This window comes from Nostoc sp. DedQUE12b, assembly GCF_034530835.1.
Lineage (GTDB): Bacteria > Cyanobacteriota > Cyanobacteriia > Cyanobacteriales > Nostocaceae > Nostoc.
The window spans coordinates 18,686-43,973 of record NZ_JAVRCI010000044.1 but is presented as its reverse complement, the minus strand read 5'-3'; the positions used below and the strand labels follow the sequence as shown (position 1 = coordinate 43,973).

Below are 25,288 nucleotides of genomic sequence, written 5' to 3'. Positions count from 1 at the left end.
CTTTCTGCATAGAGAAAGGGAATTATAACTAATTAGCCGGACATGATATTAAAAGTTCAAAATAATAATTTACGTTTAATGTGAATTGAGTCTTGACCACACTCCATACCAAAATTTTGGTTTTTTCGACCCGACGAAAGTTTCTAATTCATCAATTTTCAGTGATTTTGGGTATTTCTGGTCTTTGAAGACGCGAGAAATCGCGTCTCTACATCTGGGTTTTGGGCTGATCTGGCGTGCTATCTTATTTCAATAATCTTAGTCCACTGAGGGTAACTAATACTGTGGAACCTTCATGACCAATGACACCGATGGGTAGGTTGATATTTCCGAGAAAGTTGCCGATTAAAAGCAACATAATGAAACTCAACGCTACAACTATATTTTGTTTTACTATGAGTTGCGATCGCCTGCCCAAATGCATCGCTACAGCAATTTTTTCTAACCTGTCTGCCATCAGTACGATATCTGCGGTTTCCAATGCCACATCGCTCCCAGATACTCCCATCGCTATACCTACAGATGCTTGCGCTAAAGCTGGTGCATCATTGATTCCATCGCCTACCATTGCAACTGTTTGATATTGTTGCTGTAAACGGCGGATAACATTCAGCTTATCTTCTGGTAAAAGTTGAGCATACACCCGATCAATTCCGACTGCTTTGGCGACACTGTGAGCAGTTTCTTCATTATCCCCGGTTAACATGACAATTTGTTCAACTCCCAGTTTCTTTAATCGGCTAATGGTTGCGGCTGCTTCGACTCTCACCTCATCTGCGATCGCAATTACACCCATCACCTCTGCTCCCCTCCTCGCTTGCGGGGAGGGGTTGGGGGTGGGGTTCTTCGCTACCCAAACCACAGTTTTACCTTCTTGCTCCCTAGATTGAACTATTTCTCGCAATTCTTCAGGTGAATTTGTTACATACTTTTGTAAAAAAATTGTATTCCCAACAATTACCTGTTGTTCTTGAGCAATTCCGACAATTCCCTGTCCCGGTATAGCTTGCACTTGCATTGCAGCAATCCAATCTAAATCACCAGCCGCCTGCACAATTGCCTTCCCGATGGGATGTTCGGAAGATGCTTCGATACTTGCGGCGGCTTTTAATACATCATCCTTAGTGTATTTACTAGCTGAAGCTACCTGGAATACCTGCACCTGTCCTATTGTTAGAGTACCAGTTTTATCAAATGCGATCGCTCGGACTTTGCCAATCTTCTCCAACTGCGCCCCATTTTTAAATAAAATCCCTTGTCTTGCACCATTGGCGATTCCTGAAAGCAGGGTGGGCATAATTGCAGCCATCAGCGCACAGGGAGAAGCCACTACAAGGAAAGTAAGAGCGCGATAAATTGTTGTTTCCCAATCCCAGCCCCAAAGAAATGGCGGTAAAGTTGCCAGTAATATTCCAGCTACTACAATGACTTTGGCATATCCTTTCTCAAAGCGATCGATAAACTCTTGGGAAGGTGGTGCTTCTGTCTGCGCTTGTTCTACCAAACGAATCACACGCTGAATCAAACTGCTTTGGGCTGGTTTGTGTACTTTAATTTGCAATGCACCATAGCCGTTGAGTGTTCCAGCAAATACCTCTTCGCCCACTGTTTTCTCTACAGGTAAAGACTCGCCTGTAATTGCAGCTTGATTGAGGGTGCTGTAACCAGATAAAATTATCCCATCAGTAGGAATTAGCTCTCCAGGTTTAACGACAATCTGATCGCCGACTTTGAGCTGACTGATCGGAATTTCCTCTTCCCTCCCTTGAAGTAAAACCCTTGCTGTATCTGGCGTCAGGCTCATCAAACTCCTGATACTCCGCTCAGTTCGCGCCATTGCATAGCCTTCTAATGCGCTACTGATAGCAAAGATCAGAATCAAAATTGCCCCATCAATAATTAGATGATATTCTCTTCGCCATAAGCCGAGACTAGCAGCACCAATAGCCGCCACAATCATCAGCAAATCTACATCGAGTTCTTTTTCTTTAAAGAGAGTAGTCAATCCTTCCCGCGCACTTTCGTAACCGCCTATTACATAAGCAGCTGGTAGCAGCAGGAACGCCAATCCCAACCAACCGAGATGCAAGGCAAACCATCCGAAAAGTAACAGTAAGCCACATAAAAGGGCGGCTACAGTATCTGCGTGTTCTCTGGTGAATTGGCCCAAACGTTGGGGGTAGAGCATGAGAAGTGAATTTACAAGGACTCTCTCACGCTAAACCTTGACATTAATGTTAATGTCAAGGTTTATAATGATTTTAAAATGCACAGGGACGCTGAGGTACGCAAAGTTAAATCTTTATCTGCGTTCTTGGAGTGTTTTTCAGAAGCGGAATGTAGGTAAATGGGACGATTTAACTGTTAGCTTTAAAATTGCACTAGGAGAAAAAAATCTATGCTAAAGCGAATATATATTGATAACTTTCGCGGGTTGGTAAATTTCGAGATGAATTTTGACTCGATTAACCTGTTTCTTGGTGGTAATGGAGCAGGTAAATCAACTGTTTTTGAAGTCTTGCGGAGAATTCAACTTTTTGTAAGTGGCGCAGCTAAGGTAGAAGGACTTTTCCCAATTTTTGACTGCACTCGCTGGCAAACTTTACCAATTCAGCGTTTTGAAATAGAAATTGACGGAAATGATGGCAACTATAAATATGAACTTGCTATTGAACACAATCTAGAAGATCGCCATGTACAATATGAACGTTTGTGGTTTGATAACCAACCTTTATTGAAGTTTGAGAGAGGCGAAGTTCAAATTTTTTATGACAATCATTCAGTCGGCCCGAAATATCCTTTTAATTGGTCTCAGTCCATACTACCTTTGTTTTTGGCAAATAATGATATCACAAAGATGACCTGGTTCAAACAGCGAATGGAGCGATTTATTATTGTACAAATTATTCCTAGCATGATAATTAATGGGAGTGAAAAAGAAGAGGTACAATTGAGTCCTCACTTAGAAAACTTTGTTTCTTGGTATCGTTATATTTCCCACGACCAGGGTAAAGTAGCTGAATTAATAAATATTTTAAAAAATGTTTTAGACGGTTTTATTAGTTTTAAATTTGACCAGTTCGGCGTAGGCTATACAACTTTAAAATTACGATTTGCATCTGTTGAAAGTCGTGCAAATCTTATTGATTATTACTTTAATGAACTCTCTGATGGACAAAAAGTATTAATTGCTCTCTATACATTAATATATTGCACTCAGTCTGAAGATTACACGTTGTGTATTGATGAACCAGAAAACTTTTTAGCACTTCCAGAAATTCAGCCTTGGCTAGTTCAGCTTTATGACCTTTGCAGTGAGGGAAAAATGCAGGCTTTGCTAATTTCTCATCATCCTGAGTTAATTAATTATCTTTTAGCATCACCTATAGGTTATTGGTTTGAGCGTCGGAGTAATGCTCCTGTGCGAGTGAAAAAAATTAGCAATGAGGTTGCTGAAAGTACTGGATTACCCGTTTCAGAATTGATTGCGCGGGGATGGCTGTATGAGCCAGCGTAGAATACAGATTCTTGTCTTGTGTGAGGATAGGCAACAAGAAGTTTTTGCTCGTCATTTTCTAAAAATACGAGGCTTTAATGGAACAATCAGATTTTTGCCTTGCCCCGATGGAAGCCAATCCGCAGAACAGTATGTGCGATTGTGTTATCCAAAAGAAGTGAAAGCATACCGCAGTAAGGCAAGTTACTTATCTATTGGGCTGGTTGTAATGATTGATGCAGACAAAAAAACGGTAGACGAAAGGTTGAAGCAATTAGATGATGCACTGATAGAAGATTCACAGCAGATTCGCCAGCCTGATGAAGCTATAGCAATATTCGTGCCAAAAAGAAATATTGAAACTTGGATACATTATTTACGGGGACAGGCTGTTGATGAAGAAACAGAATATCCAAAATTTCCTAAAAATGAGTCAGCTTGCAAACCATCTGTAGAAAACTTGGTAAATCAGTGTTACCAAGGCTTAGATGAAAATGCGCCGCCATCTCTTCAGGCGGCTTGTGAAGAGTTACAAAGAATTTTGCCCTTGTTGGAGTAAATCATGAATGCTGGTTGCTTAACTATTAAAGAACTCACTGATGCAGTTGGCGGTGGTTTAACTCCGCGGATGGTGCGACATTACCATCAGTTGGGATTGCTACCGCAACCAGTGCGATCGCGCAGCAATTACCGTCTCTACACCAAAAAAGATGTTCTCCGGTTACAACGGATTGTCGCACTTAAGCAGCAAGGGTTTCAGCTAAACCATATCCGCAATATTTTGGAGGTGGAACCAGAAGCCGACACAACGGTTAACCTCATGGGACAACTCCAGCAGCAATATCGGGCGGTGATGCAACAAATTTCTCAACTGCGGCAAACAGCATCAGCATTAGAAGGATTGTTGGGGCGCGATCGCCATTGTCAAATTATCCAAGCAGAAGTTTTGGCGCAACTGAAGTTACTTGATGTTGAAACCCAAGCCGGATTGGGGGGATTAGAAAATCTTTGGAGTGGCTTGGATGCCGAAATTCATACCCATTCAGAAGCTTTTACCGAATCGCTACAACGCTTACTACCTGATTTGTCTCACCGTTCGGAAATTGAACAACATTTAATTTCTCAGTTGGTTTTGGCTTGTGGCGATGTCAGTTTAGTGTCCTTTGTGAAATTGAGTCGAGATGCGATCGCAGCTAGTCGAGAAGCTTTATCTTCAAGTTGTCAAATTGTTGTCGATACTCAAACGGTTGCTGCTGCTTTAGATCAAACCCGATTACTTCACTTAGGATGTCGCACCGAAACCTTAATTGATAACCCTCATATTACCACCGCCACAGAGGCAGAACTCGCCTTTTGGCAACATCAAGAATGGCGAACAAAATTGCTGCAAGTAAGTAAGGGTTGTGTGCTGGTAGTTGGTTATGCTCCCTCAGTACTTCTGGAAACTTGCGAAGCCATTGCTAACCAAAAAATTCAGCCTGCATTAGTAATTGGAATGCCCATTGGCTTTAGCCATGCTCCCGCAGCCAAGCGGCAATTGATGCAACAAGGGATACCTTATATTACAGTTGAAGGAACTTTGGGAGGTGGTGCTTTAGCTGCAACTGCCCTAAATGCTTTAGTTGAGTCATTAATAGATAAGCCAGATTGTCATTGTTATCTTCATAACTCATAACTCATAACTCAGCACTCATAACTCAGCACTCAGCACTCATAACTCAGCACTCATAACTCAGACTCAGCAGTACTGAAAATAATATTGTTAAATAATATTGAATTTGCTACACTTTACCAGTTTTAGTAATTCAATGATTCATAATCGCGGTCATAAACTACCAACTTGGTATAAGTTGCAATATAACTTAGAAAAATTTATAGTAAACAGACTTTGGCAATTAGAGTATAAATTATCATGCTATCCACGTTGCAGCGAAGTATAAATCAGCATAAGTGCTTTGAAGTAATTAGAACTAAAGATAACTCAGATGTATAATTAGCCCGTCTCCTCCATTATCTTTATAAAGATCGCGATTTAGGACTGGCAGGCTTTCTATTTTTTACTTTAATTAAGGGGCTTATGTGGCAACAAGAAAAAAAAGATACTTCGATAGTCAGGCTGTTATTATGGGTTGCTTTAGCTACAACCCCAATGGCAGCATCTCTGGTGGTATCAGCACCGATGCTGGCACAATCTACACCTGAAACTACCTCTTCGCCACTGCCACAAACAGTGCAGAATGAACCGATAGTACGGATTGACGGTTCCAGTAGCTTGAGTGCAATCAACCAAAGCCTGAAAGAAAGTTTTGAAAAACAGTTTGTCGGTAAAAAGGTTGAAGTTGCTGCAAACGGCACTGAGACAGCGCTGAAAGATTTACTAGATGGCAAAATCGATATAGTCGCAATGGGGCGCGGGTTGACGCCAGCAGAAAAAGCTCAAGGACTAGAGCAAATTCGTTTGCAGCGTGAAAAGATTGCGATCGTGGTTGGTGCAGACAATCCTTTCAAAGAAAGCTTGACTAGTAGGCAATTTGCCCGGATTTTCCGGGGGCAAATTACAAATTGGTCACAACTGGGAGGGCCTTCAGCCAAGATTCGGTTAATTGATCACCCGAATACGAGTGAAACTCGCAATACTTTTCGTACTTATCCAGCCTTTAAAACTGCTGAATTTGCTACAGGGGCTAATGCTACCCAAGTAAGTGAAGACAATACCGCAGAAATCATCAAACAACTGGGCAAAGACGGCATCAGCTATGTGTTAGCTAATCAGGTGTCGAAGTTGAAAGGTGTGCGAGTTCTGCAATTACATCAAGCCTTGCCAGCTGATGCGAGATATCCCTTCTCGCAACCTTTAGTTTACGTTTACAAAAAAGATCAGAGTTTAACCACAGTAGATTTTTTGGGCTTTACCCTAGCACCCGCAGGACAGCAGGCTATAGAAAAAGGTAGAGCTGCCGAAGCTGAGGCGATCGCAGCCAGCGTCTTACAACCTGCTGTTGCGGCTTCACCAGGTGTCCAAACGACACCAGCGCCTACGTCTTCCCCTAATGCCACTAGTTCTGCATTTGCCGAACAGCCTTTTGTGGCTGCTCCTGCACAAAGCCCTCCAATTGTAGATAAAGAAACACCACTGTGGTTACTGCTACCTGTCTTTTTTATAACTGTAGGTGGATCTGTACTGTGGTGGATTGTGAAAAAACGCCCATCGCCCACCGAGGAAACAAACAATTTACCAGAATCAAATCCTCATCCACCCAATGGAGAAACGGCGGCGCTTGATGCTAGCACAACTTCCTCCCTGAATGGAACGACGCTGGAAGAGCAGGCAGTACCGCACTTTCAAGAGCAAGAAACCCCCGATCGCACTCCTTTCAACATCTATGCTCAAACACAATCTGACTTGAACCAAAATGGTACTCAGGAGACAGCAAATTTAGTACAAGAGACAAGTAATGGTACTTCTAACCTCTATGAAGGCGCGACATCGGGCGTAGCTAATGGCTCAGAAAATAACAATTTGGGAGCCGCAGCTTTAGGTGGTGCAGCTATAGCAACAGGCATCGGGGCAGCTACTTGGTCTACCTTTAACAACAAAGAAACAGAAACAGACGCCATTGATGAGACTGTAAATCCCAGTAATTATACAGAGACATACACTCCTGAGCCTGATGAAGTTGCATGGGATATAGAAGCCCCGGCGGCTGTAGTAAATACTTCATATCCTTACCCAGGTAATATTCCAGAAGAGGTATCTGATGTGGAACTGCCTTCATCTGAGGTGACAGCCCCACTCCCAGAATTACCAGATGTGCCACAAGCATCATCTGATTTTGGATATTGGGACACAGCAATTAGTGAAGATGAGGTAGATGAGGAACTTCAGGCAGAATTGAACTGGCTAGAGAGTATCACCTCAACTGAAGATACAGTTTCAGTAGATGAATTGCCCTTAGCAGAGTCTGATGAAGTGACAGCCGATGTGGAAGCATCAGAGACAGATACATCCTCACTGCTGGATTTACCGGAATTTCCAGAAGATTTATTGAGTAAAGATGCATTGAATGTGGTAGCGGACGCAGCCGAACCCACTTTAACTTTGCCAGAGTCAGAACTTCCCGCCGAGCCGATTGGGGAAACTAACTCTACAGATTTGGCCGCAGCCGCAGCTTTAGCAGCGGGTGCAGGAGTTGGCGCTTGGGCTAGCACTTTCGGATCGGATACTCAAAATGAAGCGCTCGCAACCGAAACAGCTAGTGGTTTGGTTGATGCAGATGAAGAAAGTAGTATTGTACTCACACCGCATACTTATACATCGGCTCATGTCTCTTGGGAAATTTCCCCAGCCAAGAAAGCAGAACTGTGGCAACAAGGCGGTACTCAATTGGTAGTGCGGCTGTATGATGTGACTGGCATTGATTTGAGTTATCAAACTCCGCAGCTGGTGAAGCAGTATGAATGTGCAGAGACAGCACACGATCGCTTTGTAGAAATTCCCCTCAATGATCGCGACTACATAGCTGAAATTGGCTATATTGCTTATGGCGAACACTGGTTATTCATCGCTCGTTCTGCAATTGTTCGTGTCTTCAGTCCTGTGAATCCAGATCCGATAGTTGATGATGTGGCAATGGCAGCCCAAACAGCTATTGGTTTGGTAGATACTCAAGAAGAAAGCAGTATTTTACTCACACCCGATACTGATGGATCGGCTCATGTCTCTTGGGAGATTTCCGAAGCCAAGAAAGCAGCACTGCGGCAACAAGGCGGCTCTCAATTGATCGTGCGGCTGTATGATGTGACTGGCATTGACTTGAGTTATCAACCTCCGCAGCTTGTAAAGCTGTATGAATCTGAGGAAACAGAAAACGAAGGATTAGTGGACATTCCCCAGGGCGATCGCGACTACATGGCTGAAATTGGCTATCTCGCTGATGGCGAACGCTGGTTATTCATCGCCCGTTCTGCGATCATTCATGTCTCCAGTCCGGTGAATCCAGATCCCGTAGTTGATGATGTCGCAATCGCGGATAAAACAGATGTTGATTTGGTAGATGTCCAAGAAGAGAGCAGTATTGTCCTCACACCCCGCACTTTCCAATGGACTGAAGTTTCTTGGGAGATTTCCGAAGCGAAGAAAGCAGCACTGCGACAACAGGGCGGCTCTCAATTGGTAGTGCGGCTGTATGATGTGACTGGAATAGACTTGAGTTATCAAAATCCTCAGTTTGTCCAGCAGTATGAATGTGAAGAGACAGCACACGATCGCTTTGTAGAAATTCCCATCAGCGATCGCGACTACATAGCTGAAATTGGCTATGTCGCTGATGGCGATCCCTACGGCGGTAAACTACGCTGGTTATTCATAGCCCGTTCTGCGATCGTTCGTGTCTTTAGTCCAGTGCCTACAGAGCCGACGACAAAAGATCCCGTCGTTGAAAATGTAGCATTAGTAAGCGAAACCGCTATTGCTTTGGCAGATGTAGAAGAAGAAACTGCCCCAGAAGAGAGCAGTATTGTCCTCACACCCCGCACTCCCAAGTGGGCTTATGTCTCTTGGTACATTTCCAAAGCTCAGGCGGAAGCACTGCGACAACAGGGCGGTTCTCAATTAGTAGTGCGACTCTATGATGTCACCGGCATTGACTTGAGTTATCAAAGTCCCCAGCTTGTTCAGCAGTATGAATCTGAAGAAGTAGCACGCGATCGCTTTGTGGCGATTCCCGTGAGCGATCGCGATTACATGGTTGAAATTGGCTATATTGCTGATGGCGATCGTTGGTTACTTATCGCTCGTTCCGCTAACGTCCGGGTTTTCAGTCGTCCCCACGGAGATTTCTGGTTTGTGGCTGATGCTGAATTAATTATTCACGGAGCAACTCAACCAAATACCAACGTAAACATTGGCGGACATCCCATCAAAGTTAAACCCGATGGTACTTTCCACCTACGTCTCCCCTTTTCAGATGGTTTAATGGACTATCTGATCACGGTAGCTGCTGATGGGGAATCCACAAGAACTATTCATAAAAAGTTCTCTCAGGAAACTTCCGAAAGCTAACATTACGCTGAGTTATCCCAATAAAAGCCCAAAGGCTTGTGTCATCTTGTTCCCAGCCTGGAGGCTGGGAATGTATTTAAAAGAGGCTCTGCCTCTTGTCAGGCTACTGGAGGCGGAGCCTCCCAGAATGGGTTAAGAGCCTAGAGGCTGGGAACCAGTCAAAGCAATGGCATTCCCCTCTAACCCGATTCTCCGTTTTGAGAGAGTGTAGGAAGAGGGGATTTTATTATGCCAACTTTCCTTTTCATCCCTGTTAGAGGGAGTGATTACAATACGATTCGATTAAAGTTTTTTAATGAAAATTATAGCTCGCAAAAATTTGATAAATCATCACAAAGACACGATTCATCGCGTATTGTAGAGACGGCGATTCATCGCGTCTGTATTGTAAAGACAGCAATTCATCGCGTCTCTTGCTCTGGAAAAATTTCTTGAGTTAGAGATTTTTTAAATGCTAACGTCTACAAGGTGACACAGGATTTGGAACGGTTTTTTTAACTATGAAGCATAGACACAAAATAGCTTTTAGCTTAACATCGTTGGTCGGTCTTAATTTAATCTCTAGCTTAGTCGCATTTAATCAGGCCATCGCAGCACCACCGAGAACCCCAGACAAAAGTGTAAATTGCGAGATTTTAGTTGTGGGTGGTGGACTTTCTGGTGTAGCCACAGCTTACGAGGGGTTGCTAGCAGGACGAACAGTTTGTCTTACAGAAATTACTGACTGGCTGGGAGGACAAATTTCTGCTCAAGGGACATCTGCGTTAGATGAACGACCAACCCAACGTTCTAAACAATTTTATTCTCGTGGCTATCTGGAATTGCGAAACCGCATTGAGCGCAAATACGGTGAGCTTAACCCTGGTGATTGCTGGGTAAGTGACTCGTGTTTTCTTCCCCGCGATGCTCACACAATTTTGACCCAGATGCTTAAAGATGCCGAAAAGCAGGGCAAAGGGAAGTTGCAATGGTTTCCCAACACAGTAATTAAGGATTTAGAAATCGCTGCTGATGGCAAAATAATTAATGGTGCGATCGCAATTCAATCTCAACCACCAAAAGGCGCACCACCTCTCAATACTTTTACGTTATCTCAAAGCATTGAAGATGCCTATCGCTACGAAAACTCATCTCGGTTTACTAAAACTATTGTCCGTTTCATCCCCAAGGCAGTGAAAGAGGATGCTGCTAAATGGTATGTCATAGACGCTAGCGAAACTGGAGAAATTATTGCCCTCGCTGATGTCCCTTATCGATTAGGTATTGATGCCCGTTCTTACTTAGAACCTTCTGCTTCCAGTGCTAATAATGACCCCTATTGTCCTCAAGGCTTTACCTACACATTTGCAATGGAGGCCACTAAGGAACCGCAACCGCAGACAATGCCTGCATTTTATCCACAATATGCGCCATATTTCAGCTATGAATTGAAGCGACTGGCTAACTTTGATTTAGTTTTTACCTATCGTCGCATTTGGAGTCCAAACAAAGGGAAACCAGCAAAATTTGGCGGTGTAAGCTTTACTGCGGCTACACCAGGGGATATCTCCATGCAAAACTGGACTTGGGGTAACGACTACCGCCCCGGAACAGCCCAGGATAACCTAATTTATACTCGGCAACAGTTACAAGGTACTGGACAGTTAGAACCAGGGGGTTGGATGGGAGGACTGCGGACAGAAGCGCTCCGCAAGGCTGAGGAAAATGCCTTATCTTTCTATTACTGGTTGGTAGCTGGAACTACGGATTCTCAACTAGGGGATGGTGTCAAGCAGCCACAAACTAATAACCGCTTTGTTTCCGGTTTAAATTCACCAATGGGGACAGCGCATGGTTTATCAAAATATCCTTATATGCGAGAAGGACGGCGGATTATTGGCCGCCCTAGTTGGGGACAAACCGGAGGTTTTGGTATTTGGGAAATTGATATTTCCCGCCGAGATTATAATGACGAGTATTACTCCAAGACTCTGCCAGCAGATATGTATCGTCGCCTACGAGCAGCAGTTGCAGGTTTAGAAGCAGTATCAGTAATTGAGGGTAAAGTTCCACCAGACAAAGCAATGCGACGGACTCGTTCTACCATCTTCCCCGATGCTGTGGGTATTGGTCACTACGCCATAGATTTCCATCCTTGCATGGTGAATAGTCCCCCAGAAGCCCCTGGTAACACAGAACGTCCAGGTGAAAGACGTGGTGCGGGTCTTGCTTATCCCTTCCAAATTGCTTTGAGAGCAATGATTCCCCAAAAAATTGATAATTTGCTTGTAGGTGGCAAAAGTATTGCAACTAGTCATATTGCCGCTGCTGCCTATCGGGTACACTCCTTTGAATGGTCAGCTGGCGCAGCTGCGGGAACTATTGCTAGTTTTGCACTCAAAAATGCGATCGCACCTTACCAACTAGTTGATGACTTACCTAAACAAGAGCCACAACTAGAAGCACTCAAGCGGCTTTTGCAACAAAATGGTAATCCTACCGCCTTCCCAGATACATCTATTTTTAACGAAAACTGGGATAATTGGAAATAGATTGTCATTTGTCATTTGTCATTGGTCATTTGTCATTTGTCATTTGTCATATCAAGTCCGGTTAATCACTTATGATTACCGAATCTGTGCAAAAATCCCAAAAGCCTTTTCCCCCAGCAATAACTGAGGTCTAAATGATAAGTCTTTAGCCGGACACGATATCATTGGTCGTTGGTTAAGGACAACAGACAAATGACAACGGACAAATGACAACAGACTACTAAACAATGAACTAAACTAATTATTTGTAGTGTAGTTTTGTAAAATTATCTTGACCAATTGGTTTATGGTTATCACACTTTCAGCAAATGTTTACGGGATGTCCACGGCACCAACTATAGCTCCTGAACGGTCTAATCAAGTTATCCGTAAGACTTATCCGAATTACAAAGTGATTGTATTAAACGATGATTTTAATACATTCCAACACGTGTCTGAATGTTTGATGAAATATATTCCGGGAATGAGTGGCGATCGCGCGTGGGATCTGACTAATCAGGTACACTATGAAGGTCAAGCGATCGTCTGGGTCGGGCCCCAAGAACCTGCGGAACTCTATCACCAGCAGCTGCGGCGAGCAGGTTTGACAATGGCACCTTTAGAAGCAGCTTAATTATTATGGGCAAACCCTCCGTAGATCCCCTCCGCACGGCTTCACAAAAAGCTGCCAGACTGGTTTGGAATCACTCAACACACCTTTCTGGCCTTATCCCCATTTTAGAACGTCTTTGTCAGCAAGACGGTATCCAAACTGTGACGCCGGGAGTGATTGGGCGATCGAAGGGTCACTGTCCAAAAATGCAACTACGTGTTTCAGTACCCATTCGCGGCGGCTATAAAGTCATTGCACGGCAGGGAAAAACGGTACAAGAGGTCTTTATTTTAACGACTTTATCCCAGGATCAACTAGAAGCTGCATTAGCGATCGCCATGAGAAGTTAATCATGCCTGATAGGAGTGCTGAGTGCTGAGTGCTGAGTGCTGAGTGCTGAGTGCTGAGTGATGAGTGATGAGTGCTGAGTGCTGAGTGCTGAGTTGGGAATCTCACTTTTTTACCCAATTGCCCACTTGCCCTGAGCGTACCCCTCCGGGGAAGCTACGCGTAGCGTCTCGTAGAAAAGCCGAAGGGATGCCTAATAACTATTCCTCAACTCGATGTACTGCAAATTTGTGTAGCGGCAGACTAACGATGCAAGAGAAAGTTAAGAAATATGACAGAGCCGTAGTTATTTTCAAAGTCATGGCTACAGATTCCCAGCCAGGTAAAACCATTTTTTCGATGCCAAAAGCTACACAGTAAACCAGCCAGTAACTAAAGCTCATTCTAAACAGAATTCGCTCTGTTTCTTCCATCTCATTTGTTTGCTGCTTACAATCCCACAGTAACAACAGTCCAATAATGCAAGCGACAAAGGAAACAGCAACTACAGATTCGTGACAAAATATATTTAACGAATGCATTTGTGTTTATTCCCACATTTTTTCAGTTGAAACTCAGTCTAAAGGAATATTCCTTGCGGAGCTACAAATTATTTACAAACCTCAATAGATTGAAGAGTGCTGAGTGAAAAATCTCACTTGCAACTTAGCATTCGTAACTCCATTAATTTGCAACACTAGTTGCCAAAATTGAAGCGTTTGCAATAATTGCTGCTTCATGTATAAGAAAGGTTTAAGTATTTCCAAGAAATATATAAGCAATTGCTGGAAAGGCTTAATACTTTGCAACAATTGCTGCTTCATGTATAAGAAAGGTTTAAGTATTTCTAAGAAATATATAAGCAATTGCTGGAAAGGCTTAATACTTTGCAACAATTACTCCTCCATGTATAAGAAACGTTTAAATGATTGCAACATTTGTTGTAATTCACTTATGAGTTAATCTTACTTAAAAAATCAATCAAAATTTTTGAAGTAAAATTAACCGCCCTCATCCCCCAACCCCCCTTAAAAAGCTACCGTGTATACACAAGTTGAATTACCCCCCTTAATCCCCCCTTGGAAAGAGGGGGGAAATAAGATTTCTGGTTCCCTCCCCTTTCCAAGGGGAGGGTTAGGGTGGGGTAAAATCGATATTTATCAACTACTTCAAACTTGTGTATACACGGTGGCCTTAAAAAGGGGGGGGAACTAGAATCAAAGTCTCCCAATTTATCGGGGGATTTAAGGGGATCAAACCACATTTTGCACTTGGCATAGAGATGTGTGTACACTGTAGCCAATGCATCGGGGGGATTAAGGGGGAAAACCCAGGGTTTGCGCTTCAGTACCAAGATGTGTACACACCGTAGCCCAAGCTTAGAAGATGGATTTAGGGTGAGGGCTTTTGATAAACATAATTTTGAGCCACTTTCCAGTAGCGCGAGAAGCGTTTCAAATCAATATAGCTGTCATAGTCAAAAAATGGTTTTACCTCTAACACTTCCACTGCTATAGAACGCTCCATTTGATTACAGATATCATCAAATCGGGGACTGGGACTATCGGCTGTGACAACTAAATTGGCATCATATTCTTGAGCAAAAGTTAAAACTTCTTGTGCCACATTGCCACGGCGGATAACAACAGGTAACTCTAGCAAACATTCGTAGATAAAAGTTAGACGTTTAAGACTCAATTGCCATTCTTCTATCAAAGCCTCATCCCAAACCCAGATAGCTGGAGCATCAGGGTATTTTTGCAATGCGGGATTATTTGGACTGAGGCAATCTCCATGTACCCAAACAATTGGTTTATTCATTTTTTACCTTTCTTTCCACGCTGCCAACTTTGGCTATTGGCTTGTTTGCTAAATTCCCCTTTGGGGAAAAGTCGCTGTTCTAATTCTTCATAACTGCCTTCAAAATCACAATGACCGTAAAGAGGACATTTCTGGCAATAAATGCCTTTAGTGTAGCGTTCTAAGTTTTCACGGTTGAAAAAATATGGTTTCTGACTAAAAGTGCTAGCAACCCACTGCCATGACATATTATTACTAGCAGGATCTCCATCTAAAAGATGCTCAATAAACCACTTGGCTCCTGCTTGCCAACGAATACGCCGCCAATGAATAATATAAGCCGCTAGCCACATTCGTGCGTGGTTATGTAAATAGCCAGTTTCTCTCAAATCATGACTAAAGCTGTCAATGCAAACCCTGCCTGTAGTTCCTTCTCTAATATCTTGCGGCAATTCGGGTGCATATTCGCCCACAGTGTAACCAGTTTTGTAATCTTCCTGGTCTTTCCAGATTTCATTCCCTAACTTTATATACAACCGTTGCCAATAGTCGCGCCAACCTAACTCGTTAATTAGTTTCGTAGCATCATCTTGGTGCTGTACCTTGTCAAGGACATAATCTCGAATTTCTCGCAAACTCAAAACGCCATAGCGGATGTAAGGCGAAAGACGCGTGATAGCACCTGCGAAGAAATTACGTGTTTGGGCGTAGCGAAGAGGATCGATTTTTTGCAGCGCTATTTGTGCCGCTTTGCGTCCCCCTAGAGTTTCGCTGATGTGGTCATCGCGTTCTGCTGCACCTGGGAATTGTTCGCGCAGGTAGGCTACCAACTCATCGCGGTTGGTAAATTCGCGTTGCATATCTTTAGGCATGTGAACTTTGAAGAGTAAGAATAGATAAACAAAAATACCTGTAGGTTAAGTCATTATTATCGCGAATAAATATAAGCGATCGCTCTCAACCTTATGAGAGAACTTTTTTCATGGTAAGCAAAGATGAATGGGTGCGTAGGCATAGTCTGCCGCAGGCATCGCAGTGATGCCGATTTTCTCCAGCTTATCAGTAAGTAAAGCTAAGATGTCAGATAAATCTGTTACTTTTCGAGATGATGAACTTGTGTATCAATCCTAACTGCCAAAATACTGGCAACCCTGATAATCTACTTCGTTGTCAAAGCTGTAGCTCTGAATTGCTATTAGAAGGACGCTATCGGGTAACTCGTCTACTGAGCGATAAAGGTGGCTACGGCGACATTTATGAAGTTAGAGATCGCAGTGGTATACCCAAAGTTTTAAAAGTTCTTAAGGAAGAGAAGAAAAATGATGCTAAGGCTGTAGAACAATTCCAGCGAGAAGCTGAAGTTTTAAGTAAGCTTAATCATCCAGGTATTCCACAAGGGGAAGAATATTTTAAATTTTTTCCTATAAATATTCAACAGCCAGTGCATTGTTTAGTAATGGAGAAAATTGAGGGAGAAAATTTACATGAGTGGCTACAAAAAAGAGGCAATCGCCCCATTAGTGAAAAGCTGGCAGTTGATTGGTTAAACCAACTGGCAAACACATTGCATGAAGTACATCAACAGCAGTTGATTCATCGAGATATTAAACCGTCTAACATCATGCTTCAACCGAATGGGCAATTGGTGTTAATCGATTTTGGTATAGCAAGGGAAATTAGTAAAACATACGAACAAAAAAAATTGGCTGGACAGGTCACGAGAGCAGTTAGTGATGGTTACTCGCCTTTAGAGCAAGCTACTGGAAGTGCCATTCCTCAGTCAGATTTCTTTGCCTTGGGTCGTACTTTTGTCCATCTTATAACAGGAATACATCCTTTTGATCTGTGCGATCAATATAATCATGATATATACACAGATGAGTTAGAGGATTGGCGACAAAAAGCTCCTAAAATTTCTGCATCGTTAGCAGACTTGATAGATAAATTGATGGCACGTCCAATTAATAAGCGCCCAGCCGATACTCATGTAATTTTACAAAAATTAGCAGAAATTTCTGAGATTTTATCTCCTCACAAATTATATAAATCGAAGTCTCATACCGGAATATATACAGTCAAAAATCCAATAATTTCTCTAGAATACACTCTTGGAAATTGGTACTCTGGGCACTCTGACTCAGTTAATTCAATAGTCATTAGTCCAAATGGGCAGACTTTAATTAGTGCCAGCAATGATCAGACAATTAAAGTGTGGAATCTTAAGAATGGAGAGGAAATTTTTACTATTACTCCAGATACAGACACAGTTAAATCTCTGGCAATTAGTCCAGATGGACATTCTTTAGTCAGTGGTAATATCAATGGAGTAATACAAGTATGGAATATAGCTACAGGCAAAGAAATTCAAACTTTTGCTGGGCATTCATACCAGGTTTTTGCTCTAATCATCAGTCTAGATGGACAAACCTTGTTCAGTGGCAGTAGTGATATTAAAGTATGGAATCTAAATAATGGAGAGCTAGTTCGCACTCTTAGCATACATTCAGGACCAGTATTTACTATAGCAATTAGTCCAGATAGGAAAACCCTTGTTAGCGGTAGTGAGGACAAAAGTATTAAGATATGGTCAATTTGTACTCTCACTGGGCATTTAGCTGGTGTTAGTTCTTTAGTAATCAGCCCAGATGGAAAAACTGTGGTTAGTGGCAGCTATGACAGAACTATTAAAGTATGGAATATGATTTCAAAAGAAGAAAGTTTTACCCTTACTGGACATTTAGGTGTTGTTAATTCTGTGGCAATAAGTCCAGATGGCCAAACTTTGGTTAGTGGCAGTAGTGACGAAAAGATTAAACTTTGGAATTTAAGCACTGCTGAAGAAATTTATACTCTCACTGGGCATTCAGATGCTGTTACATCTTTAGTATTTAGCCCAGACGGACAAACCCTAGTTAGCGGTAGTCGGGACTCTACAATCAAAGTATGGCGAATACAATAGCTTCAAACTAAGAACACAGACTTATTGGCGCCAATCTGAACACTGCCGATAAATTCATCACACGAGTAAATCAGATTACTCGCTCGCTCAACTTATGTACAATTCTAAAGCGATATCCACGACGAGTTACGCCTACACAATCTCTCACATCCCCATCATGAGCAACATTCCCCAAGCCGGACAACCAGCGCCAGATTTTTCCACCCCTGACCAAAATGGTAATGCAGTCACTCTCGACGACCTCAGCAGTCAGTGGGTTGTCTTCTACTTTTACCCTAAAGATGACACACCCGGTTGTACCACCGAAGCGAAAGATTTCAGCGAGTTGTATCAAGACTTCAGCGAACTGGGAGCAAAAATCTTAGGCGTAAGTCCAGATTCAGGTAAATCCCATTGTAAATTTATCAATAAACATAACTTGTCAATCACCCTTTTAAGTGACCCAGAACATATTTTGACAGAAGCCTACGGTGCTTGGCGCTTAAAAAAATTTATGGGCAAAGAATATATGGGTGTTGTTCGCTCAACTTTTCTAATTTCACCTGATAAAATTATTGTCTATACTTGGCCTAATGTGAAAACCAAAGGTCACGCTCAAGCAGTTTTAACTAAATTACGGGAATTAGCAGCCACCTAATGCAACTGAATGCAGGTATAGTTACACCAATGCTACATAATATTGCTCTAGAAACTGCCAGCCTGATGATTAAAGTAAATAATTATACTTTTTGCAGTTTTAAATAAACATGGTTCAATTTATCCAAGCACAAAATGTCGGGCTTGCCTATTTGGAAGAAAGATTTAGCCTACAGCTAGCCGAAGATGAGGCATTCTTCACAGAATGGTTTGAAAATTTACCGGAAATTACAGATTTAGAAAAGCAAGATTTAGACAAAATAAAACTCCATTTTCTCCGTTTAGTCAAGCGTCCTCCTTTGTCAGAAGAAACGGTGAAATTAGTAGTTTTATCTCGTTTACTCAATTTAGCTGGGTTTTATGATGAGCCTTTTTATATAAGAAGCGAGGAATCAATAGAAATTTCTGCGGAAGATGAAGGAGAAATTATTAGAGGTAGAATTGATATTTTAGTTATTCAAGAACAATTCTGGTTGTTAGTAATTGAATCTAAAAGGTCTAGCTTTTCTCTTTTAGAAGCCATACCTCAAGCACTTGTTTATATGTTGGCTAATCCTAATCAAGACAAACCTACTTTTGGATTAGTAACAAATGGTAGTCATTTCATTTTTGTAAAATTGACTCAACAAAATATACCAAAGTATGCATTGTCTGATGAATTTACGCTGTTGAGGAGAAAAAATGAACTGTATCAAGTTCTAAGTGTATTAAAAAATTTGAGTCAAATTTTGAGTTAATAATTATGTCTATTCGTACTATATACCTTGATTGCCACGCTACTACAGCCGTAGATGAACGAGTATTAGCAGCAATGCTCCCTTACTTCACAGAAAAATTTGGCAACCCAGCAAGTATCGGTCATGTTTATGGTTGGGAAGCAGAAGCTGCTGTCAAACAAACGCGAGAGATTTTAGCAGCAGCAATCAACGCCACACCAGAAGAAATTGTTTTTACTAGTGGTGCAACAGAAGCAAATAATTTAGCTATTAAAGGTGTTGCTGAAGCTTGTTTTAAAAAAGGTCAGCATATTATTACTGTTGCCACTGAACATAGTGCAGTAATTGACCCTTGTAATTATTTAAAAAATCTTGGTTTTGAAATTACTATTCTCCCCGTTAAACAAGATGGATTGATTGATTTAACTGAGTTAAAAAAAGCTTTACGTCCTGAGACAATTTTGGTATCGGTGATGGCTGCAAATAACGAAATTGGCGTGTTACAGCCAATAGCCGAAATTGGGGAAATTTGCCATGAACACCAAATTATTTTTCATACCGATGCCGCCCAAGCTATTGGTAAAATTCCCTTGGATGTGCAAGCGATGAAAATTGATTTGATGTCGCTAACAGCACATAAAGTATATGGCCCCAAAGGCATTGGAGCGCTATACGTCCGCAGACGCGATCGCAGAGTACAACTGGCTCCCCAGCAGCACGGCGGCGGACATGAGCGGGGGATGCGCTCTGGTACATTGTATACACCGCAAATTGTCGGCTTTGGCAAAGCTGTAGAAATTGCTTTGGCTGAACAAGCAACAGAAACCCAACGCCTCACCCAATTAAGACAAAGATTATGGGAACAGCTTTCGCAAGTTGAAGGAATTCATCTCAACGGACATCCCCAACAGCGATTGGCGGGAAACTTGAGTATCAGTGTTGAGGGAGTGGATGGAGCCGCACTTTTGCTAGGATTGCAGCCAGTAATGGCTATATCTTCTGGTTCTGCTTGCTCGTCGGCAAATACTGCTCCCTCCCATGTTCTCACAGCCTTGGGACACCCCCAACAGCTAGCTTATGCCTCAATAAGGTTTGGCATTGGCAGGTTTAATACAGAAGAGGAAATTGATATTGTGGCGAAACATGCGATCGCTACTATTCAAAGTTTACAAAATAAACGGTAAGCATAAAAGCCAGCAAAGCCTCTTTTTTGGGCAATCGTATATTTAGGAAGAGATATTATCTGTGCGATTGCCCATATCAAAAACATTAAATTCAATTCCTTCTAACTTCAGCCTCAAAGCTTCTAATAATAGGTTTATCCTTTCTTCAATAAAAATGCTTAGGGCCTGTTCAGGAAGTGCATCGGCTCTTGACCATTCAAGAATGATCCTCGGTATAAGATGAGAACTTAACACTGTTTCTAAACTAGGGTCGTCATATTCTTTGAGATAATGTAACGGATTTTTATCGCTAATTTGCAAATTAGTTATTTGAGACAGATAGGCAATATTCATCAAGCTGTCACATTCTATTTGGCTAGCAATGCCACTTTGCTTAATAAAATTAACTGGAAATATATGATGTAAATTAGGTTTGTCTGTTAGCAAATAATAAACATCAGACAAAATATCTCTATGGGGTTTTGCCCAATCTTGCGGCTTGTGGTTTGCATAAAGTGATAGTATTGCTCTGGATAAGCGACCTCTATAACTGTAGAAAGATTTCCTGAGAGAATTCTTATCAATATCAAATTTATTGAATGAGTAAGTATTATTAGCCTTTTGTTGATTAAAAAAGTATATATGTTCCCAGAGGTGAGTAGTGTTTGTTAGTAAGTCTGCATTATGAAAACTATAATACCAAAAATACTTATTTAAAAAACTATAATCTGGTTTATGATTACGATAAAAATATGCTGTAATCGTCAGGTATAAATATCGGTAAGGGATTAATCTTCCACCTTTAATATGCAAAATATTATCAAAGAAATCAAAAGTTTTAGCAACGGCTATTTTAAAATTAGACCATACAGCTTCAATATGTTCTGTTTTTAGCTTATTAAGATACATATCAGTAATATTTTGTATCCCAGCTTCGGGAAATTCAAATTTTACTACTACAGCTAGCATCTGTAGCAATGTCCAATCATCAATAGTCGCATATTGACTGCTAGCAATCGACTCTCTAAAATTATTAATTAGTTCACGAAGGTAAAATCCAGAAATATTATTCTTTTTGCCCTCAACCCGAAAAGTTTTAGCTACCACGATATCAAAGATATCTAAGGGTTTGCCAGCTTGATTAATTCGCTCAAATATTTGGCAGACTTCTGCAACTTCAATACCGCGCAATTCAATAAAGGACATTCTATAATTGTCCAAAACTTCTTTACACTTTGCTAGCTGTTCTCTATAGGGATGATCAAAGTCACCGTAGCCACTTTTATAAAGATTTTTTTCAACATTTTTATAATCATTTTTAATATCTTCTAACTTGACAATCAGGTTTTCATCATAACGTTTTTTTCTACTTTTATTTAATTTATTTTGCCCATTTTTATCATCTATCTCATCCCAAAATAGAAATCTTTTGATGTAACTTATATCATCTGTCGCATCAGTAAATTCAATAGTCAAATCTACATATAGTGTTGGGTTAAACTTATTTTTGCAAGCAATATTATTCTTATCTCCATATATTGAGGTTAAAAGGGCAGTAGTCCTTTGTTGTCCATCTAAAATATATTGATATTCGTTAGAGGAAAAATCGTCAGCAAGCTTAATACCTCCTATTTCTCTATGACTTTCAAGCTTGGTACTAGTTTTCCAAATTAAAATACTTCCTAATGGATAAAATTTATATATACTATCCCAGAGCTTTTTAACATTCTCTTTTTCCCAGACAATATCTCGTTGAAAAGTAGGAATTTGATACTTTCTAGCTAAGAGATTATCCAAATAAGTAGCAATGGCAGAATTAGTTGGCTGAATGCGATCAGTGTATGTAGACATTAAATTAACCTTATCTAACTTTGAGTAAATATCAAGATTGGCGTGTCAATTTCACTTGCTTGAGTAAAATTCCATACAAGGTTAACTGATATTTAATTAAGTGGCAACTCAGATTTTAGAAAATCTATGCAACCTTTCTTCCATGCCAACGTTACCCTGTAAGCCACCTGTGTGTACCAGCAGTAAGCGATCGCCTTTACAAAAAAATCCCTGATGTAGTAAATCCATCACTCCGTAAAACATTTTGGCGGTATATACGTAATCGAGGGGTACGCCATGTTCCTGTGTGAGCTGTTGGCTGAATAATAATAACTCATCGTTCACCTTTGCATAGCCGCCGAAATGATAATCACATACCAATTCCCAAGAAGCGGGAGAATTATATGGTGTGGGTGAACCAGAGGCGAGGTAATTTGTCAATAAGCTTTCGATTTCTTGTGCAAGAAATGCGCCATTTTTTAATACGGGAAAAGCGATCGCTCTTTGTCCTTCATGCAACGAAAGCGCAATCCCCGCTAGTGTTGTAGCTGTACCGCAGGCTACGCAGATATGATCAAATGCGTAGGCGTAGCCAGTACTTCGGCTGCGCTCAGTGACTGCCGTAGGCATCGCATTACTAATTATTTCTGTGCAACCGCGCACACCATTTAAATTACTCCCACCTTCGGGAATGATAAACACCTCACCAAAACGTTGTCGCAGATATTCTTCTAACGCTGGTGTGTTGCGCTGTCGATACATTTCACGGTTCAGATACACAAGCTGCATACCCTGTTGTACAGCAAAACTCAGCGTTGCGTTTAATGGTAGCCTCTCCTCGCCACGAATTACGCCAATGGTGCGAAAACCGAAAAGATTACCAGCCGCCGCAGTTGCATAGATGTGATTGGAATAAGCGCCGCCAAAGGTTAACAGCGTAGTGAAATTTTTCTCTTTAGCCTCTAAAAGATTGTATTTCAGCTTAAACCACTTGTTGCCGTTCACCCACGGGTGCATGAGATCGAGGCGCAACACATACAAATCAACACCAGCGTGGCGGGCAATTTCGCTGTTGATTTGTTGTAGAGGAGGAGCAATAAAGGTTAACGACATCTGTCAAGATTGTAACTTAGAATTTGCATTTTCTCACGTTCATTATCGAATATAAAAGTAATGATAAACATTGAGTAATTCAATGGTAAGTCAAGCTAAATGATGAATAAATCTTTCTAATGATTAGCTTTAGAAATTAGCATTTTACTAATTGAGTGTTTCAGGTAAATATAAGAAACATAACACTCGCTCCAGATAATATTCTTTTTGGAGAAAAGAAATGGTTGCACTCACACAGCTTACTCAAGTTATTTCCAATCCCGGACGTTTGACGATTGAAACTGTTGAAATTGCTCCTCAAACGACTGCTATACGTTGTCTCGATTGGGATAGAGAACGTTTTGATATCGAGTTTGGTTTACGGAATGGAACAACCTATAATTCTTTTTTAATTCAAGGAGAAAAAATTGCCTTAGTTGACACATCTCACTGCAAGTTTGAGGAATTATATCTTGAGGTGGTGGCGGGATTAATTGATCCGGCTAAGATAGATTACTTAATTATCAGTCACACAGAACCAGACCACAGTGGGTTAGTGAAAGAGATTTTGCAATTAGCTCCTTCCATTACTGTTGTTGGTGCAAAGGTGGCTATTCAATTTTTAGAAAATATGGTTCACCAGCCTTTTAAATCAATACAGGTGAAAAGTGGAGAGCGATTAGATTTAGGTAACGGACACGAATTAGAATTTATCTCTGCACCAAACTTACACTGGCCAGACACAATCTTGACCTATGACCACAAAACTTCCACTCTCTACACCTGTGATGTGTTTGGGATGCACTACTGTGATGACCACACCTATGATGAAAATATTACTTTAATAGAGGAAGATTTTCACTATTACTATGATTGTCTCATGGGCCCAAATGCCCGGTCTGTCTTGGCAGCTTTAAAGCGGATTGAAAAGTTAGAAATAGCAACTGTTGCTACAGGACATGGTCCTTTATTAAAACACTATATCTCTGAATGGCTTGGACGGTATCAAAACTGGAGTTTAGAACAAACAAAAACAGAGACTTTAGTGGCTCTATTTTATGTTGAAGATTACGGGCATAGCGAACATTTAGTCCGTACAATAGCTCATGGATGCGCGAAAACAGGCGTGGCAATAGAATTAGTAGACCTCAATAGTGCTGAGCCTCAAGAAGTTCGAGAATTAGTTGCACAAGCTTCTGGTTTAGTAATTGCAATGCCACCCCAATCTTCGGTGATGATTCAAGCTGCTTTAAGTACAATTTTGGCTGCTGTTCACAAAAAGCAGGCAATTGGTTTATTAGAGTCAGGAGGGGGAGAAGATGAACCTGTTTATCCTTTACGTAATAAGTTTCAAGAACTGGGATTAACTGAAGCTTTTCCTCCTATCTTAGTTAAGGAAATTCCTACTCAATCAACGGAACAGCTTTGTGATGAAGCAGGGACGGATATGGGTCAATGGTTGACCCGCGATCGCACCATTAAACAAATTAAATCTATCAATACGGAGCTAGAAAAAGCTTTAGGGCGGATTAGTACAGGATTGTATATTATCACCGCCAAAAAAGGAGAAATTCAGAGTGCTATGTTGGCTTCATGGGTGACACAAGCCAGTCTTGAGCCTTTAGGGGTAGCGATCGCAGTATCCAAAGATCGGGCAATTGAATCCTTGATGCACGTTGGCGATCGCTTCGTTTTAAACGTTTTAGAAGAAGGCAAATATCAAGGATTAATGAAACATTTCCTGAAACGTTTTCCTCCTGGTGCAGACCGCTTTGCTGGTGTGAAAACATATCCAGCGAAAAATGAATCGCCCGTTTTAGCTGAAGCTTTGGCTTACATGGAATGTGAAATTACTAGCCGCATGGATTGTGGCGATCATTGGGTAATTTATAGCACAGTCCAAACTGGAAGAGTTGCTAATTTACATGCACTTACTGCCGCTCACCACCGCAAAATTGGCAATCATTACTAATTAGTCATTTGTCATTTGTCATTGGTCATTATTTTCCCCTACTTCCTACAGACGCGATACATCGCGTCTTTACCCACTCTTGTACAGACGCAATTCATCGCGTCTCCCAAAAA

Annotated in this window: 18 protein-coding genes; 12 read left to right on the top strand and 6 right to left on the bottom strand. The window is 41.4% G+C overall.

What is annotated here, in order from left to right:
• Positions 1 to 244: 244 nt before the first annotated feature.
• Complete coding sequence (locus tag RMY16_RS20630) at positions 245 to 2,188, bottom strand: heavy metal translocating P-type ATPase (protein ID WP_322737970.1); 1,944 nt, start codon at positions 2,186 to 2,188, stop codon at positions 245 to 247.
• A gap of 210 nt (positions 2,189 to 2,398) precedes the next feature.
• Between RMY16_RS20630 and RMY16_RS20625 the strand changes: the two genes are divergently transcribed.
• The 7 genes from RMY16_RS20625 (at position 2,399) to RMY16_RS20595 (ending at position 13,030) form a co-directional block, all read left to right on the top strand.
• Positions 2,399 to 3,517 (top strand): ATP-binding protein, encoded by a 1,119-nt coding sequence (locus tag RMY16_RS20625; RefSeq protein WP_322737969.1) that lies wholly within the window; start codon positions 2,399 to 2,401, stop codon positions 3,515 to 3,517.
• A complete protein-coding gene (locus tag RMY16_RS20620) occupies positions 3,504 to 4,055 on the top strand; it encodes a hypothetical protein (RefSeq protein ID WP_322737968.1) in 552 nt (183 codons plus the stop codon). The genes RMY16_RS20625 and RMY16_RS20620 overlap by 14 nt, the downstream gene beginning before the upstream one ends.
• A 3-nt stretch (positions 4,056 to 4,058) precedes the next feature.
• On the top strand, positions 4,059 to 5,171 hold the full coding sequence (locus tag RMY16_RS20615) for a precorrin-8X methylmutase (RefSeq protein ID WP_322737967.1): 1,113 nt from the start codon (positions 4,059 to 4,061) through the stop codon (positions 5,169 to 5,171).
• A gap of 402 nt (positions 5,172 to 5,573) precedes the next feature.
• Positions 5,574 to 9,557 carry a DUF4912 domain-containing protein gene (locus RMY16_RS20610; RefSeq protein WP_322737966.1) on the top strand — a complete coding sequence of 1,328 codons (3,984 nt, stop codon included), beginning with the start codon at positions 5,574 to 5,576 and terminating at the stop codon, positions 9,555 to 9,557.
• Positions 9,558 to 10,057: 500 nt separating this feature from the next.
• Positions 10,058 to 12,088, top strand: a complete 2,031-nt coding sequence (locus tag RMY16_RS20605; protein WP_322737965.1) for an FAD-dependent oxidoreductase — start codon at positions 10,058 to 10,060, stop codon at positions 12,086 to 12,088.
• 286 nt (positions 12,089 to 12,374) lie between these two features.
• Positions 12,375 to 12,701, top strand: a complete 327-nt coding sequence (gene clpS, locus RMY16_RS20600; protein ID WP_322737964.1) for an ATP-dependent Clp protease adapter ClpS — start codon at positions 12,375 to 12,377, stop codon at positions 12,699 to 12,701.
• 5 nt (positions 12,702 to 12,706) lie between these two features.
• The gene (locus RMY16_RS20595; RefSeq protein WP_322737963.1) at positions 12,707 to 13,030 is read left to right on the top strand and encodes a DUF2103 domain-containing protein; all 324 of its coding nucleotides are present in this window, start codon (positions 12,707 to 12,709) and stop codon (positions 13,028 to 13,030) included.
• 198 nt (positions 13,031 to 13,228) lie between these two features.
• Here RMY16_RS20595 and RMY16_RS20590 read toward each other — a convergent pair whose 3' ends face one another.
• From RMY16_RS20590 to RMY16_RS20580, 3 genes are all read right to left on the bottom strand, one after another.
• On the bottom strand, positions 13,229 to 13,549 hold the full coding sequence (locus RMY16_RS20590; protein ID WP_322667709.1) for a hypothetical protein: 321 nt from the start codon (positions 13,547 to 13,549) through the stop codon (positions 13,229 to 13,231).
• Positions 13,550 to 14,399: 850 nt separating this feature from the next.
• Entirely contained in the window at positions 14,400 to 14,828 is a 429-nt protein-coding gene (locus tag RMY16_RS20585) for a hypothetical protein (RefSeq protein WP_322737962.1), read from the bottom strand.
• Positions 14,825 to 15,679 (bottom strand): FAD-binding domain-containing protein, encoded by an 855-nt coding sequence (locus tag RMY16_RS20580; RefSeq protein WP_322737961.1) that lies wholly within the window; start codon positions 15,677 to 15,679, stop codon positions 14,825 to 14,827. Before RMY16_RS20580 ends, RMY16_RS20585 begins: the two co-directional genes overlap by 4 nt.
• A 233-nt stretch (positions 15,680 to 15,912) precedes the next feature.
• Here RMY16_RS20580 and RMY16_RS20575 point away from each other — a divergent pair, with 233 nt between their 5' ends.
• The 4 genes from RMY16_RS20575 to RMY16_RS20560 all read left to right on the top strand — a co-directional run bounded on the left by RMY16_RS20575 (position 15,913) and on the right by RMY16_RS20560 (position 20,302).
• On the top strand, positions 15,913 to 17,766 hold the full coding sequence (locus RMY16_RS20575) for a protein kinase domain-containing protein (RefSeq protein ID WP_322737960.1): 1,854 nt from the start codon (positions 15,913 to 15,915) through the stop codon (positions 17,764 to 17,766).
• 157 nt (positions 17,767 to 17,923) lie between these two features.
• Positions 17,924 to 18,403, top strand: a complete 480-nt coding sequence (bcp, locus tag RMY16_RS20570) for a thioredoxin-dependent thiol peroxidase (protein WP_322737980.1) — start codon at positions 17,924 to 17,926, stop codon at positions 18,401 to 18,403.
• 109 nt (positions 18,404 to 18,512) lie between these two features.
• A complete protein-coding gene (locus RMY16_RS20565; protein WP_322737959.1) occupies positions 18,513 to 19,139 on the top strand; it encodes a type I restriction endonuclease in 627 nt (208 codons plus the stop codon).
• A 5-nt stretch (positions 19,140 to 19,144) separates the two neighbouring features.
• Positions 19,145 to 20,302 (top strand): cysteine desulfurase family protein, encoded by a 1,158-nt coding sequence (locus RMY16_RS20560; protein ID WP_322737958.1) that lies wholly within the window; start codon positions 19,145 to 19,147, stop codon positions 20,300 to 20,302.
• 42 nt (positions 20,303 to 20,344) lie between these two features.
• Here RMY16_RS20560 and RMY16_RS20555 read toward each other — a convergent pair whose 3' ends face one another.
• Both RMY16_RS20555 and RMY16_RS20550 read right to left on the bottom strand, forming a co-directional pair.
• Positions 20,345 to 22,132, bottom strand: a complete 1,788-nt coding sequence (locus RMY16_RS20555) for a GmrSD restriction endonuclease domain-containing protein (RefSeq protein WP_322737957.1) — start codon at positions 22,130 to 22,132, stop codon at positions 20,345 to 20,347.
• Positions 22,133 to 22,240: 108 nt separating this feature from the next.
• Positions 22,241 to 23,224, bottom strand: a complete 984-nt coding sequence (locus RMY16_RS20550; protein WP_322737956.1) for a 1-aminocyclopropane-1-carboxylate deaminase/D-cysteine desulfhydrase — start codon at positions 23,222 to 23,224, stop codon at positions 22,241 to 22,243.
• A gap of 220 nt (positions 23,225 to 23,444) precedes the next feature.
• Between RMY16_RS20550 and RMY16_RS20545 the strand changes: the two genes are divergently transcribed.
• The gene (locus RMY16_RS20545; protein ID WP_322737955.1) at positions 23,445 to 25,175 is read left to right on the top strand and encodes a diflavin flavoprotein; all 1,731 of its coding nucleotides are present in this window, start codon (positions 23,445 to 23,447) and stop codon (positions 25,173 to 25,175) included.
• Positions 25,176 to 25,288: the final 113 nt, after the last annotated feature.

What these genes read in the sequence shown, in the direction of transcription:
- RMY16_RS20630 (WP_322737970.1), bottom strand. Translation starts at nt 2,188, where the DNA reads ATGCTCTACCCCCAACGTTTGGGCCAATTCACCAGAGAACACGCAGAT.
- RMY16_RS20625 (WP_322737969.1), top strand. Translation starts at nt 2,399, where the DNA reads ATGCTAAAGCGAATATATATTGATAACTTTCGCGGGTTGGTAAATTTC.
- RMY16_RS20620 (WP_322737968.1), top strand. Translation starts at nt 3,504, where the DNA reads ATGAGCCAGCGTAGAATACAGATTCTTGTCTTGTGTGAGGATAGGCAA.
- RMY16_RS20615 (WP_322737967.1), top strand. Translation starts at nt 4,059, where the DNA reads ATGAATGCTGGTTGCTTAACTATTAAAGAACTCACTGATGCAGTTGGC.
- RMY16_RS20610 (WP_322737966.1), top strand. Translation starts at nt 5,574, where the DNA reads ATGTGGCAACAAGAAAAAAAAGATACTTCGATAGTCAGGCTGTTATTA.
- RMY16_RS20605 (WP_322737965.1), top strand. Translation starts at nt 10,058, where the DNA reads ATGAAGCATAGACACAAAATAGCTTTTAGCTTAACATCGTTGGTCGGT.
- clpS (WP_322737964.1), top strand. Translation starts at nt 12,375, where the DNA reads ATGGTTATCACACTTTCAGCAAATGTTTACGGGATGTCCACGGCACCA.
- RMY16_RS20595 (WP_322737963.1), top strand. Translation starts at nt 12,707, where the DNA reads ATGGGCAAACCCTCCGTAGATCCCCTCCGCACGGCTTCACAAAAAGCT.
- RMY16_RS20590 (WP_322667709.1), bottom strand. Translation starts at nt 13,549, where the DNA reads ATGCATTCGTTAAATATATTTTGTCACGAATCTGTAGTTGCTGTTTCC.
- RMY16_RS20585 (WP_322737962.1), bottom strand. Translation starts at nt 14,828, where the DNA reads ATGAATAAACCAATTGTTTGGGTACATGGAGATTGCCTCAGTCCAAAT.
- RMY16_RS20580 (WP_322737961.1), bottom strand. Translation starts at nt 15,679, where the DNA reads ATGCCTAAAGATATGCAACGCGAATTTACCAACCGCGATGAGTTGGTA.
- RMY16_RS20575 (WP_322737960.1), top strand. Translation starts at nt 15,913, where the DNA reads ATGATGAACTTGTGTATCAATCCTAACTGCCAAAATACTGGCAACCCT.
- bcp (WP_322737980.1), top strand. Translation starts at nt 17,924, where the DNA reads ATGAGCAACATTCCCCAAGCCGGACAACCAGCGCCAGATTTTTCCACC.
- RMY16_RS20565 (WP_322737959.1), top strand. Translation starts at nt 18,513, where the DNA reads ATGGTTCAATTTATCCAAGCACAAAATGTCGGGCTTGCCTATTTGGAA.
- RMY16_RS20560 (WP_322737958.1), top strand. Translation starts at nt 19,145, where the DNA reads ATGTCTATTCGTACTATATACCTTGATTGCCACGCTACTACAGCCGTA.
- RMY16_RS20555 (WP_322737957.1), bottom strand. Translation starts at nt 22,132, where the DNA reads ATGTCTACATACACTGATCGCATTCAGCCAACTAATTCTGCCATTGCT.
- RMY16_RS20550 (WP_322737956.1), bottom strand. Translation starts at nt 23,224, where the DNA reads ATGTCGTTAACCTTTATTGCTCCTCCTCTACAACAAATCAACAGCGAA.
- RMY16_RS20545 (WP_322737955.1), top strand. Translation starts at nt 23,445, where the DNA reads ATGGTTGCACTCACACAGCTTACTCAAGTTATTTCCAATCCCGGACGT.